Genomic DNA, 17,251 nt, shown 5'->3' with positions numbered 1-17,251 from the left:
CATGTCTCGATAGGGGCTGCAGCAACTGATGAAACGCGGTGTTATGATGTGACAAAGCCTGAATCCTTTGTGATTAAAGTGTTTGCTCGCACACTCATTTTACTCACATGGATTCAGGCTTTCTTATTTATCCCAAACTATGGGACAGAAGTGGCCTACGGGCTGCTTTTTTTGTGTCTTAATTGGCGTTGTTTTATCTCGTCAGCTCAGCGGTGTTCAACTCCAGGCATTGGCTTTGGAAAGCATCTGCTGCCATCGGCCGTCCATACAGATAGCCTTGGCCGCAATCACAGCCTTCGTCGAGCAGGAACTGGTGTTGCGCTTCAGTCTCAACACCTTCCGCAATTACATGTAGATTGAGCTTTTTGGAGATGGCGATGATGGTGCGGGCCAGCTCCCTGCTCTGTTCGTTCTCTACCAGATCCGCGATAAAGCTACGGTCGATCTTCAGGGTATCAAACGGGTACTTCTGCAGGTAGCTGAGGGAGGAGTAACCGGTGCCGAAGTCATCCAGGGAAAAACGTATACCTTGCTGGCGCAAGGTCTCTAGGGTTTGTTCGGTCTGGTAGGATTCCTGCAGCAACACCCCTTCTGTAATCTCCAGCTCCAGCAGGTCCGGTGCCAAATCGTATTGTTCCAGGTAACTGTTAATCTGCTCCGCCAGGTGGTTGTCGCGGAATTGAACCGGTGACATGTTGATGGCGACCCGGATTGGTTCGTCCAGCATTCGGTTCCACTCGGCGGCTTGTTTGATGGCGCTGCGCATAACAAACGCCCCCAGCTCGTGAATGATACCGTTCTGTTCCGCCAGGCTGATAAAGCGGTCGGGGCGTACGTTCCCCAGCACCGGATTGTGCCAACGTACCAACGCCTCTGCCCCCAGCAGCTTATTCATCTTTGGGCACATGAGGGGTTGGTAGTGAACGCTGAACTCGTTGTTGGCCAGCGCGTCGATCAGATGGGTTTCCAGAGCTGAGCGTTCGCTAATGCTTGAGGCGGTTTGCGGATCAAAAAACGCGTACAGGTTGCCGGATTCTTTGGCGACACCCATCGCCGCTGATGCTTTCTGGATCAGCGACATCGCATCCTCGCCATCGGTTTGTGCGGTGGCAATGCCCATGTTGAGTGCCACGGTGATGGTGTACGGGGTTACGCTGAAGGCTACGCTGGTGGCCTGGGTGATGCGCGATGTGATCTCCATCGTATCGGAGGCGTCGGTCAGGTTCTGGACCACCACAATAAATTCATCACCATTGCCCCGGGCAAGCAATATGTCAGGGGGAAGCAGCCGGGTCAGGCGCTGGCTCAGTTCAACCAGTAACTGGTCACCGATGTAATAGCTGTAACTGTGGTTGATCGACTTGAAGTTCTTCAGGCCGATGCTGATCACTGCGGTGTTGCAGTCACCCTCTTCCTTCAGCAAGTTGTCGATCTGACTGGCCAGGCTGTGCTGGTTAGGTAGTCCGGTCAGCGAATCATACTGGGTGACATATTCGAGGGTTCGGGTTACCGCGTCCTTTCGGACGATCTCTTTTCTGAGCTCTTCGTTAAGTGCTTCGAGTTCAAGGGTGCGTTCGTTGATGCGTTCTTCCAGCTGGGCATTCGCCTGCTGCAGGCGGTGCTTCTGGTAGATGATCTGTAGGTCGCACTCAATCGCTCGCTGAAAGCGACGCACGAGCTCCCGGGATTGTTCGGTGTAGCTGTTCTCTTCCCGATCCAGCATACAGATGGTGCCGAACGGGGAGCCATTGGGCCAGCTGAGTGGCAGGCCAAAATAGGAGATCATGCCCAGTGGCAGATCCGGGTTGTGGTCCCATTTCGGGTCTTTGAGCGCGTTGGGTACCAAAAGTGATGACTGGCTGTTGATCACCGTTTCGCAATACAGGCCGGTACCCAGGTCTGCCATCTCCTGGGGACGGTATGGGTTGTCCTGATTGCTGCTTCTTGCAAATACCTCGATCTGGCATTCGTGCACACGCATGATCAGAGCCGCAGGTATATGGGCGAGCTCGGCGATAAGATCTACTGTCCGTTGCCAGTTCTCGACGACTTCCTGAGGAACCACCAAATTTGAATAGTCCATGTTCCGTGCATTTCCCGTACGCGTTAGAGTCTGTCCCGGTGGGCAGAGAGGCTTCTACCCTGCTAAATCCCTGATGCGGCAGCTGCAGGTAGTCTCCGATCTTAGCATGGGAAATTGCTACAGTTCTTTGTAGGTGGACGAAAGGTTGGGATGTTGTGGCAGGTTGTTGATCTGGGTCGTTTGGGAGCTTCTATTTGGTTATAAGCCGATCAGTCTACACCAGCTGTTGTAGCGCGGTGGACGTGACCAGTTTCTCCAGATCCTGCAATTCACCCAACTGGGTTCTCACCTGAGTAAGGCGCTCCATAGAACGTGCCTCAACAAACAGCAGGACGTCGGTATTGCCACTTAGGGCATGCGCCTGGCGGATCTCCGGGATCTGCTGCAGGCTGGCTTTAACCCGTTCAACGTCAAATGGGTGGAAGGTCAGCTCAAAGTAGGCACACACTTTTTGCTCTGCCTGAGCGTCGCCCAGCTCGATCGTATAACGCTGAATGGTTCCCTGCTCCTCCAGCTTGCGGATACGCTCGTTCACTGCGGTGCGCGACAGTCCAATCTCCTCACCAATCGCCGTCACAGAGGTGCGTGCATTTTCACTCAGCAGGTTCAGAATCTTTTGATCAAACTTGTCCATGGGAGCGTGCTCTTCCTGTTTTTTCTGCGAGTGGGCAAAACGTTCGTCACAGTGTCAGATCGACGGAAAAGGTGTCGGAATGACGGTTGTGTTTGGTGGTTCTGACAGCAGATCTAAAGCGTGCTGGTCAGTAAGCTAATTCTCCAGACAAGCGACATACGCTGTCAATTGAATCGAGCTACAGGATCCGTTGTGATGAACACCCCTCTTAACACGCATATTGCTTACCGTGATCAGCAGTTACATATCGAGTCACTGACCGTTGGACAGATCGCCGAGCAGATCGAAACGCCGTTTTATTGTTACTCCAAAGCGATGTTACTGGACAACATCCAGACCTGTCGTGATGCCTTTGGGCGTTACGGTATCGACATCCATTATGCGGTGAAAGCCAACAGCAACCTCACCCTGCTCTCGCTGATCGCAACTCAGGGCTTGGGCGTTGACCTGGTATCCGGTGGCGAGCTAAAGCGTGTTGCGCGCGCCGGTGTGCCTGGCGACAGCATGGTGTTTTCCGGCGTTGGTAAAACACAAACCGAGCTGCGGGATGCTCTGTTGAAGGGTGTCGGACGGATCAATGTCGAGTCCGCTGAAGAGCTTGCGGTCCTCGCGGATATTGCAGCCGAGATGAATGTCAGCGCCCAGGTGTCTTTGCGTGTAAATCCGGATGTCGCAGCCAATACCCATGCCCATATTACGACCGGGACCAAAGGCAATAAATTTGGAATCGAACCTGCACAGGCCATTGAACTGATGGCCGAGTACGCTGCACATCCTTTCCTATGTGTGGACGGACTGGCGATGCATATCGGTTCTCAGATCTGTGATATTGAACCCTATCGGCAAGCCGTTACCCGTCTGGTCGATCTAGCCCAGCAGGTCATTGGAGATGACTATCCGGTTAATCATCTCGACCTGGGGGGCGGCTTTGGCGTGGACTATGGTGACGGCCAGGCGCTTTCACTCGAGAGTGTGGCGCAGGCGATAGCCGAAATTACAGAATCTTTTGGCGGCAGTGTAAGCGTGGAACCCGGGCGCTTTCTTGTCGCCAATATCGGGATGTTGGTTAGCCGTGTTGTCTATGTGAAGGAAACCGAGCCGCTGCCGTTTGCCATTCTGGATGCGGGCATGACCGATCTGATGCGCCCTGCTCTCTATCAGGCACGGCATCAAACTGTGCCGGTTAAACAACGAGCTGAGTCTGATGATGTCCGCGCATATGATGTGGTCGGGCCGGTGTGTGAGAGCACCGATACCTTTTCTCGGGGTGAGCTGTTACCGGCCTCGCTGGCCGAAGGCGAGCTGGTGGTGTTTCTCAGTGCCGGTGCTTACTGTGCGGTGATGAGTAACAGCTACAACAGTCGCACTATCCCCGCAGAGCTGTTGGTGGATGGTGATGAGGTGTCTGTTATTCGCCACGCGATCACTCAGGATGCGTTGCTTGCCTACGAGGAAACGCCCTGACTTGCGGGGGCGTTTTCCTTTGCCGGATCTGTCGGTTGAGCTGTATGTTTCACGTGAAACATTAACTTCTGCTTTCTATGGGAGTATCGCTACGTAGCTGCGCGTGGCAATAAAATTCATTTCAATCGGCGGCGCTAACACCCTGCTTTGCTGTTTGTAGAATATTCACGATCAGATTCTTTGGAGGGCGCGACAGACATGATGGTGTAAAGTAGTCTCTTGGCAGTAACGCGCGTTTGATCGCTCATACCTCACATGTGCATGTTGTGCCCTACGAAGTATCCGGTCCATTTAAGGACTGTCTAGTTGAGAAATAGATGAAAACGGAAAAGAAAGCTGTGCAGCGACACTACGCTGTTTGCCCCCATGATTGTCCCTCCACCTGCGCCCTTGAGGTTGAGAAGCAGGATGAAAATACCATAGGACGGATTCACGGTAGCAAGCAAAACAGCTACACCGACGGTGTAATCTGCGCCAAGGTTGCGCGTTATGCCGAGCGTGTTCATAACCCTGACCGACTGCGTACCCCGATGAAACGTGTGGGCGCTAAGGGTGTTGGCATCGATGCATTTGAGCCGATCAGCTGGGATGAAGCGCTGGATACCATTGCCGAACGCTTCCAGGCGATTGCGCAAGAGGATGGACCGGAAGCGATCTGGCCCTATTTCTATGCCGGTACCATGGGCTGGTGTCAGCAATACGCGGCACACCGCTTGCGCTACGCGATGGGTTACTCCCGTCAGAAAGAGACGATCTGTGTTGGGATTTCTAACGCGGGCTGGCAGGCAGGTGTCGGCAGCAAAAAAGGCGTGGACACCCAGGAAGTTGCCGAGAGCGAGCTGATTGTGATCTGGGGCGGTAACCCGGTGCACACCCAGATCAATGTGATGACCCATGTTGCCAAGGCAACACGCAACGGTGCCAAGCTGGTTGTGGTTGACCCCTACCGTACCCCAACGGCAGCGAAAGCCGATCTCCACCTGAAATTACGTCCGGGCACAGACGGTGCACTCGCGTGTGCGGTGATGCATCAGTTACTTGAGGACGGTAATGTCGATCTGCCCTACCTTGAGAAATATACCGACTTTGACGACGGTGTTCGGGCCCACCTGAAACCAAAGACACCGGAATGGGCTGCAGCGATCACTGGGTTGCCGGTAGAAGAGATTGTCGAATTTGCTCGCTTGTACGGCGCCAGCGCCAAGAGCTTTATCCGTGTTGGCTATGGTATGAGTCGCTCACGTAATGGTGCCTCCAATATGCATGCGGTGACCTGTCTGCCGGCGATGACCGGTGCCTGGCAGCACCTGGGTGGTGGCGCGTTGTATGGCCACGGTGATATCTACAAGCGTGTGGATCGTAAGTTCTTTCATGGTACGGCGCTGGCGAATACTGCCGCGCGTGAACTGGATATGTCCCGCATTGGGCCGGTGCTGACCGGCGATCCAAAAGACCTGGGCGATGGGCCGCAGGTCAAAGCATTGTTTATCCAGAGCACCAACCCGATGGTGGTCGCGCCTGAGCTGAACAAAGTGCACCGCGGCTTCGAGCGGGATGATCTCTTTGTTGTGGTCCACGAGCAGATCATGACTGAGACGGCGGCGATGGCGGATATCCTTTTGCCCGCTACGACCTTCCTTGAGCACGACGACCTTTACAGCGCCAGCGGCCATACCTCTTTGCAGGTGAGCAAACGGATTATCAATCCCTATGCCGACTGTCGAAGCAATCACGAGGTCGTGCAGGGATTGGCACAACGCCTGGGTATTAAACATGTGCTGTTCGAGATGGATGCGTTGCAGATGGTGGATCACGCGCTTGCTCAGGGTGACCTGCCGGGTGCGGACGAAGTGCATGCCGCTCAGGGTGTCGATCTGGCAGAAAGCTTCGAGGATGCCCACTTCCTGAATGGCTTCGGCCATGCTGATGGGCGCTTTCATTTCTATGCTGACTGGCAGGCTTTAGGCGACTGTGAAGGACGTCTGCCGGTATTGCCAGACCATGCGGAATTGATCGATCAGGCCGATGCAGACCATCCGTTCCGTTTGGTGACAGCACCCGCCCGTACCTTCCTCAACAGCAGCTTCACCGAAACCGGCAGCTCGTTGAAGAAGGAGAAGCGTCCTACCCTGTTTATCCATCCGGAGGACTGCTCGGACTACAGCATTGCCGAAGGTGACGTGGTGACGCTGGGCAACTCATTGGGTCAGGTGCGTGTATGGGCCAAGCCGTTCGAGGGGGTAAGTCGCGGTGTTTTGATCGTTGAAGGGATCTGGCCAAATGCGGCATTTTTGGACAGTGTCGGTATCAACGCGTTGATCAGTGCTGAGCCTGCGTTGCCAAACGGTGGCGCGGTTTTCCATGACACCAAGGTGTGGGTTAAGAAAGAAGAAAAGTAGGATTTGAGGGAAACGCACTGTGGAGGTCCACAGTGCGTTGATGTCGTTACAGCACTTTCGACAGGAACTGAACCAGGCGTGGATGGGTCGGATTGTCGAAGAAGTTTTCCGGCGTATCTTCGACCAGCAACGCGCCCTCTTCCATAAACAACACCCGGTCTGCGACTTCACGTGCAAAGCCCATCTCGTGGGTCACCACAACCATTGTCATCCCTTCCGCTGCCAGCTCCTTCATTACATCCAGCACTTCACCCACCATCTCCGGGTCCAGCGCAGACGTTGGTTCGTCGAACAGCATGATGTTGGGCTTCATTGCCAACGCGCGCGCAATCGCTACACGCTGCTGCTGACCGCCGGAAAGTTGTGACGGAAAGTTCTGCATGCGGTCCGCCAGGCCCACCTTGTAGAGCAGTTCCTTGGCGCTCTCATGCACCTCTTTTTCCGGACGCTTGGATACTTTCAGCGGCGCCAGCTTAACGTTTTCCAGCGCGGTTTTATGCGGGAACAGGTTAAAGCTCTGGAATACCATGCCCACGTCTTCACGCAGGTGGTTGATGTTGGTCGAGCGTGCGTACATGTCGACGCCGTCGATAACCAACGAGCCGCTGTCGATCTCTTCCAGCTGGTTCAGCGTGCGCAGGAAGGTTGATTTACCCGAGCCGGAGGGCCCGATAATAACCACCACCTCACCCCGCTTAACAGTTGTCGAGACGTTCTTGAGTGCATGCACTTTGCCGAAATGCTTATCGACCTGGGACGCGATAATGATGTCGTCGCTATGTTTAGTCACTGGCGGATAACCTCTTTTCCAAACGCTGGATAGCCAAGGACAATGCTCCGGTAAGAGCCAGATAGAGAAGTGCTACGGTGAACCACACTTCGAACGGTGCAAAGCTGCCGCTGACAACTTCACGTCCCGCTTTGGTCAGGTCCGTGATCGAGATGACGGAGACCAGGGAGGAGTCTTTAATCAGGTTGATGAACTGCCCTGCCAGCGGCGGCAAGGTACGCTTGAATGCCTGCGGCAGGATCACGTAGATCATCGCTTTCGGGTAACTCATACCCAGCGAGCGCGCCGCTTCCATTTGCCCCGGTGGAATCGACTGGATACCCGAGCGAATAATCTCGGCCACGTAGGCGGCGGTAAACACGGACAGCGCCACCACACCCGAGGTAAATCGATCCAGGCCCAAAACCGTGCCGATGAAGAAGTACATGATAAAGATCTGTACCAGCAGTGGCGTACCACGGATGACTTCGATGTAAACGATCGCCAGCTTGCGTGCAGCCGGATTATCGCTGATACGCATCAGGCCGATCACCAGGCCCAGTGCCAGCGCAATTACCAGCGAGTAAAACGAGATCTCAATGGTGACGATCAGACCGTCTACGATCGGACCGATTCGCCAGCCATGCTGTTCGGCGAGGGTATCCCCTTCAAAGACCAGGTCGCCATCACTGACAGAGAGCACATTAAAGTCGGTGATGACGATCGGATCTTCACCGCTGTCCGGCGTTAGAATAAGTTGTGTTTCATCGGCTGAGACTTCGACGGTACCGGTGTATTCGGCATTAATGCTGAGCGGATCCGTGTTGATGATATACGGCGTAACGCGATCCCAGCGCCATGTGTAGTCGATGCGCTTGCCCGATGAATAGACAGCGAAGCAAAGGCCGATCAGGACAGCAACGAACACGGAATTCCAGAGCCATGCTCTTTGTTTTGCATGCATGTAGGGGTGACCTAGATTGGGGTGTTATAAAGACAGCTTTGTGAGCTAAAGCTGAAACAAAAAATGCCAGAAATGCGTGACCACATTTCTGGCAAACTCTGTTAGAGCAAGAACAGGATTACTGTACTTTGCTCAGCCACTTGTCAGATTTGAACCACTTCGCGTAGATACGATCGTAGGTGCCATCGCCTTTAATCTGACGCAGGAAGTTGTTCAGGAAGTTCAGGAAGTCAGGGTCGCCACGGCGTACAGCCCAACCCAGAGGCTCAAAGGTGAACGGCTGATCGAGGTGAGCAACCTGGCCTGGGTTCTGGCTCGCGTACAGAGCGTTGAACGGCAGGTCGTAAATGAATGCGTCAGCCTTGTCGTTGGATACTTCCAGTACCCCCTCTGCCTGGGTTTCGAACAGGCTCAGATTGGCTTTGCCGATCATGCGTTTTACCGCAGCTTCACCGGTGGTGCCCAGCTTGGTAGCAACGGTGTAGTCGCCGCTGTTCAGGTCGCGGTAGGACTTAATTTTGCCTTCCAGTTCCGGACGCAGCAGGATCGTTTGGCCAATCACCACGTACGGGTCAGCGAACGCAACTTTCAGGTTACGCTGTGCGGTGATGGTCATACCGCCCATGATGATGTCGCACTTGCCGGTCAGCAGCGTTGGAATGATGCCATCCCATGCAGTGTTTACCGGAGTGAATTTAACACCCATTGCCTTTGACATCTGCTTGCCCAGATCGATATCAAAGCCAATGAATCCGCCGTTTTTCGCTTTCATCTCAAACGGCATGTAACCTGCGTCAAAACATACCTTCATCTCACCCGCGTCCAGGATGCTATCCAGGGTGGATTTGTCTGCAGAGAACGAAACGGTTGAAGTCAGCAACGCTGCAGCCGCAACCGCTGTTTTCAGAAACTTCTTCATAGGGGTCTTCTCACTGTTCTTGAAATTCTTGTAAGCAGCGCGCCAGAAGAGTCTTTCGTCCTGCCCTGGTGTTATGAGCTGCTCTGATGTGGAGTTTCCAAAAGGAAATAAATTCACCGAAGGGAAACTATCGTGTTTGTGGGTAAAATTCAATCTTTGTACATAAAACGGTCAAATTGATCTGATCTATCGCAGTTCAGGTCTGTTTTTGGTGAGGGTTGGGGGGCGCCTTGTAGATAGAAGAAGGGTCTATATCAGTATCGTTTGGGCACAAAAAAAGCCGGGTCAAAACCCGGCTTTTTTAATGACTGGCTGAGGATCAGCTCAGTACGGAGATATCTGCAACACCCAGGAACAGGTTGCGCAGGTTACTCAGCAGAACCAGACGGTTGTTACGTACCGCTTCGTCGTCGGCCATAACCATAACATCGTCGAAGAAGGTATCAACGGTACCGCGCAGACCTGCCAGCACTTCCAGTGCAGCCTGGTAGTCGCCGGTGGCAAACAGAGGCTGGATACGCTCGGAGAGCACAGCCAGTTCAGTCGCCAATGCTTTCTCTGCGTCGTCCTGCAGCAGTGCTTCGTTTACTTCACCTGCTACCGCACCACCCTGCTTGTTCAGGATGTTGGATACACGCTTATTCGCTGCTGCCAGTGCTTCTGCTTCTGCCAGTGTACGGAAGTGGTTCACCGCTTTAACGCGGGTGTCGAAGTCCAGAGGCTTGGTTGGTTTCACCGCCAGTACGGACAGGAACACGTCTACCGCAATACCTTCGTCTTCGTACCAAGCACGGAAACGCTCCAGCATGAAGTCCAGCACCTTGTCTTCAAGGCCGTCACGGGCCGGCAGATCTTTGTGGCTGTCTGCTGCTACAGCGATCAGCTCACGCAGGTCCAGGTCCAGGTTGCGCTCAACCATGATGCGCAGCACACCCAGTGCCGCACGACGCAGTGCGAACGGGTCCTTGGAACCGGTTGGTGGCTGGTTGATGCCGAACAGGCCGGTCAGGGTGTCCAGACGGTCGGCGATCGCAACAGCGATACCGGCGCCGGTTTCTGGCAGTTCGTCACCCGCGAAGCGCGGCATGTACTGCTCGTCCATCGCTTTGGCAACATCGGTATCTTCACCGTCGTGCAGTGCGTAGTGGTAACCCATCAGGCCCTGCAGATCGGTGAATTCGAACACCATGTCGGACATCAGGTCGGTCTTCGCCAGCATTGCTGCACGGGCTGCCTGTTCGGCGCTGTTACCCAGGTCAGATGCAACACGCTCTGCGATGGTTGCGATGCGCTCTGCTTTATCGTGCAGGGTGCCCAGGTCTTTCTGGAAGACGATGGATTTCAGGTCTTCGACACGGGATTCCAGAGAACGCTTCTTGTCGGTCTCGAAGAAGAAGGCTGCGTCAGCCAGACGTGGACGGATAACCTTCTCGTTACCTTCAATCACCTGCTGCGGGTCCTTGGACACGATGTTGCAGATGGTGGTGAAGTTCGGCATCAGGTTGCCGTCTTTGTCTTCGTGGTGGAAGTACTTCTGGTGCTCCTTCATGGAGGAAATCAGTGCCTGTGAAGGTACATCCAGGAAGCGCTCTTCAAAACGACCGGTCAGGGCAACAGGCCACTCGTTCAGTGCAGTAACCTCTTCCAGCAGGTCTTCGTCGATCTGAGCAACGCCACCCAGCTTCTCGCCTTCTGCGATGACCTGCGCACGGATATCTTCCAGACGTGCCTGGTAGTCAGCGACAACCATACCGGATTCTTTCAGCGTGGTAGCGTATTCCGCCGCAGTCATCAGCTCGATGTCGCGGTTGTGGTGGAAACGGTGGCCACGGGTCTTACGACCGGACTTCACACCCAGCATTTCGCAGTCGATCACTTCGTCACCGAAGATCATTACCAGCCACTGCACCGGACGTACGAATTCCACGCGGGATGCACCCCAGCGCATACGCTTAGGGATCGGCAGTTTGTTCAGTGCGTTCTGCATCACCTCTGCCAGCTCACTGCGCAGTGGCTTAGCTTCGGTCTGCTGACGGAAACACATCTTGCCGTCGATCTCTTCCAGCGCAGAAACCTCTGCGCCGCACTTACGTGCGAAACCTGCCAGTGCTTTGCTTGGGTTACCTTCTGCATCGTAAGCGATACGGGACGGAGGACCCTGCATCAGGAATTCCGCAGCCGGTACTTCAGCAACCAGGTTTTCGATCAGCAGTGCCAGGCGACGTGGTGCTGCGTAAGAGGTTACCTTGGCATCGGCCAGCAGAGAGTCTGCGTCCTTACCCAGCACCTCTTTGATGCCCGCCAGGGCTTCTGCTTCCAGCGCAGCAGACAGGGTTTTCAATGCCTTTGGTGGCAGCTCTTCTGTACCCAGTTCGAACAGGAAATCTTGTGTAGCCATTACTTGCTCTCCTCGCTAGCTGCCAATACTTCCTGGCGCAGTGCTTCTGAAGCAAGCGGGAAGCCCAGGGCTTTACGGGCGTCGAAATATGCGTGTGCAACTTTACGGGCCAGAGTGCGGACACGCAGGATGTAACGCTGACGTTCAGTCACGGAGATCGCGTGACGCGCATCCAGCAGGTTGAAGGTGTGGGATGCTTTCAGAACCTGCTCGTACGCTGGCAGTGGCAGTGGAGTTTCCAGGGCCAGCAGCTTCTCACACTCAGACTCGTAGTGATCGAAGTTCTTGAACAGCATCGGTACGTCAGCGTGTTCGAAGTTGTACGTAGACTGCTCTACTTCGTTCTGGTGGAACACGTCGCCGTAAGTTACAACGGAACCGTCCGGAGACTTGGTCCAAACCAGGTCGTATACGCTGTCTACACCCTGCAGGTACATTGCGATACGTTCCAGACCATAGGTGATCTCACCGGTTACAGGGTAACATTCCAGACCACCTGCCTGCTGGAAGTAAGTGAACTGAGTTACTTCCATACCGTTCAGCCAAACTTCCCAACCCAGACCCCAGGCACCCAGTGTTGGGGATTCCCAGTTGTCTTCTACGAAACGCACGTCGTGTACGCCCAGGTCGATGCCCATGCGCTCAAGGGAGCCCAGGTACAGTTCCTGCAGGTTTGCAGGGGAAGGCTTCATTACTACCTGGAACTGGTAGTAGTGCTGCAGACGGTTAGGGTTCTCACCGTAACGGCCATCGGTTGGACGGCGGCTTGGCTGCACATAGGCAGAGTTCCAGCTTTCTGGTCCGATTGAGCGCAGGAAAGTCGCCGGGTGGAATGTACCCGCACCTACTTCCATATCCAGAGGCTGGACAACAACACAGCCCTTCTCTGCCCAATATTCTTGCAGGGCAAGGATCAAGCCCTGAAATGTACTTGCGTCAGCGGTAACCTGGTCAGTCACGTAATTCACCATAACTATGTATTTGGCCCGAAAATAAGGCGGAAATTATACACTAAAATCGCTTAACGCAGAGACGTGCGGTGCAGAGAGCACTGCTCCAAAGGTCTTTATTTTGTATCTATGGGTTGGAATTCGGCTGGATGTTTCACGTGAAACATAAAAAAGCCGCTCGACGAGTGAGCGGCTTTGAAGGGGAAATATAGGGAACAGTGTGAGCGATTGCTTAGAAATAGCGCTCGACGGTTAGCTGGATGTGGTCATCCTTGTCGAACGCAGAAGCCAGATCGGCAGGATCGTCGGCGCTGAAGAAGCGACCGTCGACACTCACCTTCCAGTTGTCGCCATAACGACGGCTGGCCTCGACAATCAGACTCTGGCTGTCGTAGTCCAGGTCATAACCGACACCTGCTAGCATTTCGGTGCTGGCGGCATCGTTCAGGGTGATACGACCGCCAAAGAACAGATCATTCTGAATGCTGGCAGAAGCATCTTCGCCGCGCTCGTCCCAGCCATATTCGAGCAGGACACCGAGGTCGGCGGCACTCTCCTGAATGCCGTAGAAGGTATATTCGAAACCACCCTGAGCCGCGAAGTAGTCTTCAGTTTCGGTATCACGCCAGATGGTTTCCACCTTCCACAACCAGCTGTCGAGGGTGGCCTGCAGGTCGAAACCGATCTGATCCATCTGCACATAACGCGGTACGAGCACGGTGTTGCCACCCTGGGTGCGAACCTGCAGTTCCGGATCACGGTTGGTACCGTGGAACCAGTAGGCGCCCAAATCGAAATCACCAACGGTGTGGCTCCAGCGGACCGCCGTATCGATATGTTTCTCTTCGGCGCTGGATTCGTATTCGGCGGCATCGGTATCAACAATCAGACCGCCACGCAGGCGCCCTTCCCGACCGGCAAAGGTACGCTCGCGGAAACCGGGCAGGACGAACAGGTCAACGATACCCCAGTCACGCACCAAGGACAGGTTGATCATCGGCTGGCCGAGTTTGTCCTCACCGTCGAAGTCATCCACACCGTCGGTCTGGTTGATCACATCAACCAGGTGCTGGAACTCGGTTACACCCCAGAACACCTTTCGGATACCGGTACGCAATTCCCAGTCTTCACCCACGTGTACCCAGCTCAACTCGCGAATGTCACCGTGGGTACGTTCGCTGTCGTTCTCGTCCACGCGCAGATAAGGCGTAAAGGTCAGGCTGTCGATGCCGTCGTTCCACTCCCAGTAGAATTCCGGTTCGGCGATCAGGGACAGGTTGCTGTCGTGATCCTGATCGGCAAACTGCGCATCCTGAGTAAAGCCACGCAGCTCTGCGGCAACCTTGCCGGATATCTCGAAGTAGGTTTCAGCCTGCAGCGGCTGAGCTGTTGCCAGCCCGGCCGCTACGAGTGCCGAAAGCAGAGCTTTTTGATCTGCCATGATTAACGCGCCCGTTTCAGGGTGTTCTTGTTAAAGTCCTTGTCGGTCAGGCCGGTTTTGAACTCATAACTGTTATAGCTCAGATCAGTACTTTTGCCGGTCTGGTGGTTAACCATCTTCATCATATCCGGACGCCAGTGCTTACCCAGGTATTCGTTGTAACCGTGGTAAGTCAGGGTCTTCAGCGGCGAATCCTTACGGTCATAGAAGTCGATCTTCCACACGCGGTACTCGTTGTGATCCAGCCAGACGACGCGACGGGTGTAACCGGAGTTCTTGTCGACCGGGTACTGCTCGACCACGTAGCAAGTGCCGCCTTCACAGGCTTCGTCGCGCAGGAACTTGTAAGTGTACTTCTCGATCTCGAAGGACGACAGATCCTCATACGCGAACTCGGAACCCATAAACGGGCCGGACTTGTTGCGTGACGCGATACGTTTGACACGCTTCAGGGCTGGCAGATACAACCACTGATCGTCCGCACCGACCGCATGAGAGAAACTCAGGAACGCGGTGCCTTTTACATCACGTGGCTTGTCGAACACGGACAGGCTCTTGTCGCCGTCGTCTTCGATCTCCAGGGATTTCATGCGGATCTCTCGAACACTCTCCTGGCCCTGTTTGTTGCGCAGGACCATGTTCATCTGGGCCTGCATATCCTGCCAGCCGAGATCGCTTTGCTTCGCGGCAACCGAAATTGCCATCCCCTTCTCTTCCGGCGTTTCGGCAATAGCTGCCACCGGGGTGGCAACCAGTGTTGCGATCAGCAGAGACTTAAACGGGTTGGTTAGCAGGTTCATGGACGTCTCCCTTTTTTTCGGTTGTAGTGCTGGAGCCAGCATCGATTTGTTCAGTTGTTTCAGTCGCTTTGTCGCCGTTATCCAGTTTCATCAGCAGCGGTGGCAGGAACAGGAAGTCGACGATCAGCGCGATCAGGATGGTCAGTGCGGTCAGCAGACCCATGTCGGCGTTGAGCTTGAAGCTGGATTGCGCCAGTACCATAAAGCCGGCCACCAGAACCAGGGTGGTCACCCACAGTGCACGACCCACGCTGTTAAAGGCATAACGCACGGCCGCACGGCTGTCTTTGCCACGTTCACGACGAGCGTGCAGGTATTTGCTGAGGAAGTGCACGGTGTCGTCCACCACGATACCCAGGGTCATACCGGCCACCACAGACAGTGCCAGACCAACCTGACCGTCAATCACGAACCACAGACCAAAGCCCATTGCAGCAGGCGCCAGGTTCGGGATCAGGCTGATAAAGCCGTAGCGTACGGAACGCAGGGCCAGACCCAGCATCACCGAGATCAGGACCAGTGCGATCGAGGTGCCAACCAGCATGCTGTAGATATTACGTTGGCCGATATGGGCAAACATCAGGCTGGTGCTGGCAACGTCCACTTTGTACTGCGGTGCGTTTTTCGCGAACCAGTCGTAGATCTTCGCTTCCAGCTCGATCTGCTCGTTGCTGGTCATGTTGCGGAACGTACCGATCACGCGGGTGGAGGATTTATCCACGTTCAACTGGTTGTTCAGGTCCAGACCGTAAGGCAGTGACATCTCATACAGCAGCAGGTACTGGGCAGACAGTTCCTGCTCGTCCGGCAGCTTGTAATAGCTCGGATCATCGCTGTGCATGTTTTTGTTCAGGCGCTTGATGGTGTCCGTGATGGAGTTGACGTGATCCGTTTCCGGCTGCGCACGCAACCAATCGGTCAGGCCCCCTACCGCTTTCAGGAACGCCGGTTTATTGATACCGCTGGCTTCTTCGCTGTCGATGGAGATCTCCATCGTGGTCATGCCGGACAGGTTGTCCTGCATGTAATCCGTCGCCTCACGGAACGGCACGCTGGTATCAAAGTACTTCACGAAGTCGTCGTTCAGTTCGTTCTGTGGGGTGAAGGTCACCAGGCCTGCCATGACCACCGCCATACCCGGCAGCAGTACCTTGCGGTTGTTGATCACGAACTTGCCCAGCTTGTGCATCAGGTCGTTGCGTTCCTCGTCGCTCATCGGTGCAACCTTGATCGGCAGCAGTCTCAGCATCGCCGGGAAGATGGTTACGGAGAACACGAACGCCAGCATCACACCCATCGCCACCATGTTGCCCAGATCGCGGAACGGCGGCGAGTCGGAGAAGTTCAGACTCATGAAGCCCACAGCAGTGGTCACACTGGTCAGGAAGATCGGCTGGAAGTTGATGCGCAGGCTGTCTTCAATCGCCTTACGTTTGTCTACGCCCTGGCGCATCTCGTAGAACATAGTCGTGAGGATGTGCACACAGTCGGCAACGGCCAGCGTCAGCACCATGATTGGTGTACTGGCAGACGGGCCCGTGAGGTAGAACCCGGTCCATCCGGCGATACCCATAGTGCCGGCGATCGAAAACATAATCACGACTACGGTAGCGAAGGTACCGCTGAAGGTACGCAGCAGGAAGATCATACCTGCGATCACCACAGCAAACATGATCGGCACCAGGGTGGCGTTGTCATTCAGGGAGGATTCGGCAAAGGTGTTGTTCATCATCACCATGCCGGAGAGACGCACCTCCATATCCGGGTATTGCTCCAGGAACTGCGCACGCATCTCGCGCACTTTGGAAACCACCTCGGGTACTTCCACCACCGGGTTCAGACCCGGCAGCTGCACGGTCACGTTGACCACGGTCACATGGGCTTCGGGCGAGATCAGCTTGTTGAGCAGGTTTGGCTCATCGAGTGCGATCTCCTGCAGGCGTGGCATATCCGCTTCGCTCAGCGTATCCGGATCAAGCACCAGGTCTTCGACGATCATGTCGTCCTCTTCCGACCAGGTGTGCTGGAAGTTGGTGATCGAATCGACACGGGTCGAGTACGGGATCTGCCAGGCTTCGTCGGTCAGCCCATAGATCGCACCCAAGGTGCGTGGGGTGAACACTTTGCCTTCGGGTGGCGAGATGATAAAAGCAACGTTGTCACTTTTACTGTAGATATTCTGCATCGACTCGAAAGCCGTCAGCTGAGGGTTCTCCTTACTGAAGAACACACGGTAGTCACTCTTGAATACCAGGTTCTGGGCGCCGCTGGCAGCACCAAAAACCAGTATGAGCGTGGCGAGAATCACCCATATGGGATGATTCAGTACGAAGCGGAAAAGCCGGTCTCTCATTTTCCTTCTCCAGGTCCCTCTATCCATAGAGGGTTTGTTGGGTTGGTCGCTCTGATGGCAACTTAGGTTTAAATTTT

Annotated in this window: 12 protein-coding genes; 2 read left to right on the top strand and 10 right to left on the bottom strand. The window is 54.7% G+C overall.

Translation table 11 applies throughout. From position 1 onward, the window contains the following. Positions 1-193: 193 nt before the first annotated feature. Together ACEQ15_RS16085 and ACEQ15_RS16080 are read right to left on the bottom strand one after the other, a co-directional pair. On the bottom strand, positions 194-2,083 hold the full coding sequence (locus ACEQ15_RS16085; RefSeq protein WP_370280257.1) for an EAL domain-containing protein: 1,890 nt from the start codon (positions 2,081-2,083) through the stop codon (positions 194-196). A gap of 214 nt (positions 2,084-2,297) precedes the next feature. Continuing rightward, positions 2,298-2,717, bottom strand: coding sequence for an Lrp/AsnC family transcriptional regulator (locus ACEQ15_RS16080; RefSeq protein ID WP_370280256.1), 420 nt, complete (start codon positions 2,715-2,717; stop codon positions 2,298-2,300). A gap of 195 nt (positions 2,718-2,912) precedes the next feature. Between ACEQ15_RS16080 and lysA the strand changes: the two genes are divergently transcribed. Together lysA and ACEQ15_RS16070 are read left to right on the top strand one after the other, a co-directional pair. Then, positions 2,913-4,181 carry a diaminopimelate decarboxylase gene (gene lysA, locus ACEQ15_RS16075; protein WP_370280255.1) on the top strand — a complete coding sequence of 423 codons (1,269 nt, stop codon included), beginning with the start codon at positions 2,913-2,915 and terminating at the stop codon, positions 4,179-4,181. Between the two features lie 317 nt (positions 4,182-4,498). After that, the gene (locus ACEQ15_RS16070) at positions 4,499-6,580 is read left to right on the top strand and encodes a molybdopterin oxidoreductase family protein (protein ID WP_370280254.1); all 2,082 of its coding nucleotides are present in this window, start codon (positions 4,499-4,501) and stop codon (positions 6,578-6,580) included. A 46-nt stretch (positions 6,581-6,626) separates the two neighbouring features. Here ACEQ15_RS16070 and ACEQ15_RS16065 read toward each other — a convergent pair whose 3' ends face one another. The 8 genes from ACEQ15_RS16065 to ACEQ15_RS16030 all read right to left on the bottom strand — a co-directional run bounded on the left by ACEQ15_RS16065 (position 6,627) and on the right by ACEQ15_RS16030 (position 17,174). Further along, on the bottom strand, positions 6,627-7,349 hold the full coding sequence (locus ACEQ15_RS16065; RefSeq protein ID WP_370280259.1) for an amino acid ABC transporter ATP-binding protein: 723 nt from the start codon (positions 7,347-7,349) through the stop codon (positions 6,627-6,629). A 13-nt stretch (positions 7,350-7,362) separates the two neighbouring features. After that, entirely contained in the window at positions 7,363-8,313 is a 951-nt protein-coding gene (locus ACEQ15_RS16060; protein WP_370280253.1) for an amino acid ABC transporter permease, read from the bottom strand. 118 nt (positions 8,314-8,431) lie between these two features. After that, the gene (locus ACEQ15_RS16055) at positions 8,432-9,232 is read right to left on the bottom strand and encodes a transporter substrate-binding domain-containing protein (RefSeq protein WP_370280252.1); all 801 of its coding nucleotides are present in this window, start codon (positions 9,230-9,232) and stop codon (positions 8,432-8,434) included. Positions 9,233-9,551: 319 nt separating this feature from the next. Beyond that, complete coding sequence (gene glyS / locus ACEQ15_RS16050) at positions 9,552-11,630, bottom strand: glycine--tRNA ligase subunit beta (protein WP_370280251.1); 2,079 nt, start codon at positions 11,628-11,630, stop codon at positions 9,552-9,554. Continuing rightward, positions 11,630-12,601, bottom strand: coding sequence for a glycine--tRNA ligase subunit alpha (gene glyQ / locus ACEQ15_RS16045; protein ID WP_370280250.1), 972 nt, complete (start codon positions 12,599-12,601; stop codon positions 11,630-11,632). Before glyQ ends, glyS begins: the two co-directional genes overlap by 1 nt. 211 nt (positions 12,602-12,812) lie before the next feature. After that, positions 12,813-14,021 (bottom strand): hypothetical protein, encoded by a 1,209-nt coding sequence (locus ACEQ15_RS16040; RefSeq protein ID WP_370280249.1) that lies wholly within the window; start codon positions 14,019-14,021, stop codon positions 12,813-12,815. A 2-nt stretch (positions 14,022-14,023) separates the two neighbouring features. Continuing rightward, positions 14,024-14,821, bottom strand: a complete 798-nt coding sequence (locus ACEQ15_RS16035; RefSeq protein ID WP_370280248.1) for an outer membrane lipoprotein-sorting protein — start codon at positions 14,819-14,821, stop codon at positions 14,024-14,026. Beyond that, positions 14,796-17,174 (bottom strand): RND family transporter, encoded by a 2,379-nt coding sequence (locus ACEQ15_RS16030; protein ID WP_370280247.1) that lies wholly within the window; start codon positions 17,172-17,174, stop codon positions 14,796-14,798. The genes ACEQ15_RS16035 and ACEQ15_RS16030 overlap by 26 nt, the downstream gene beginning before the upstream one ends. Positions 17,175-17,251 lie beyond the last annotated feature (77 nt).

Source organism: Pontibacterium sp. (assembly GCF_964228735.1).
Classification (GTDB): domain Bacteria; phylum Pseudomonadota; class Gammaproteobacteria; order Pseudomonadales; family Balneatricaceae; genus Pontibacterium.
This window is presented reverse-complemented; position numbering and strand designations above follow the sequence as displayed.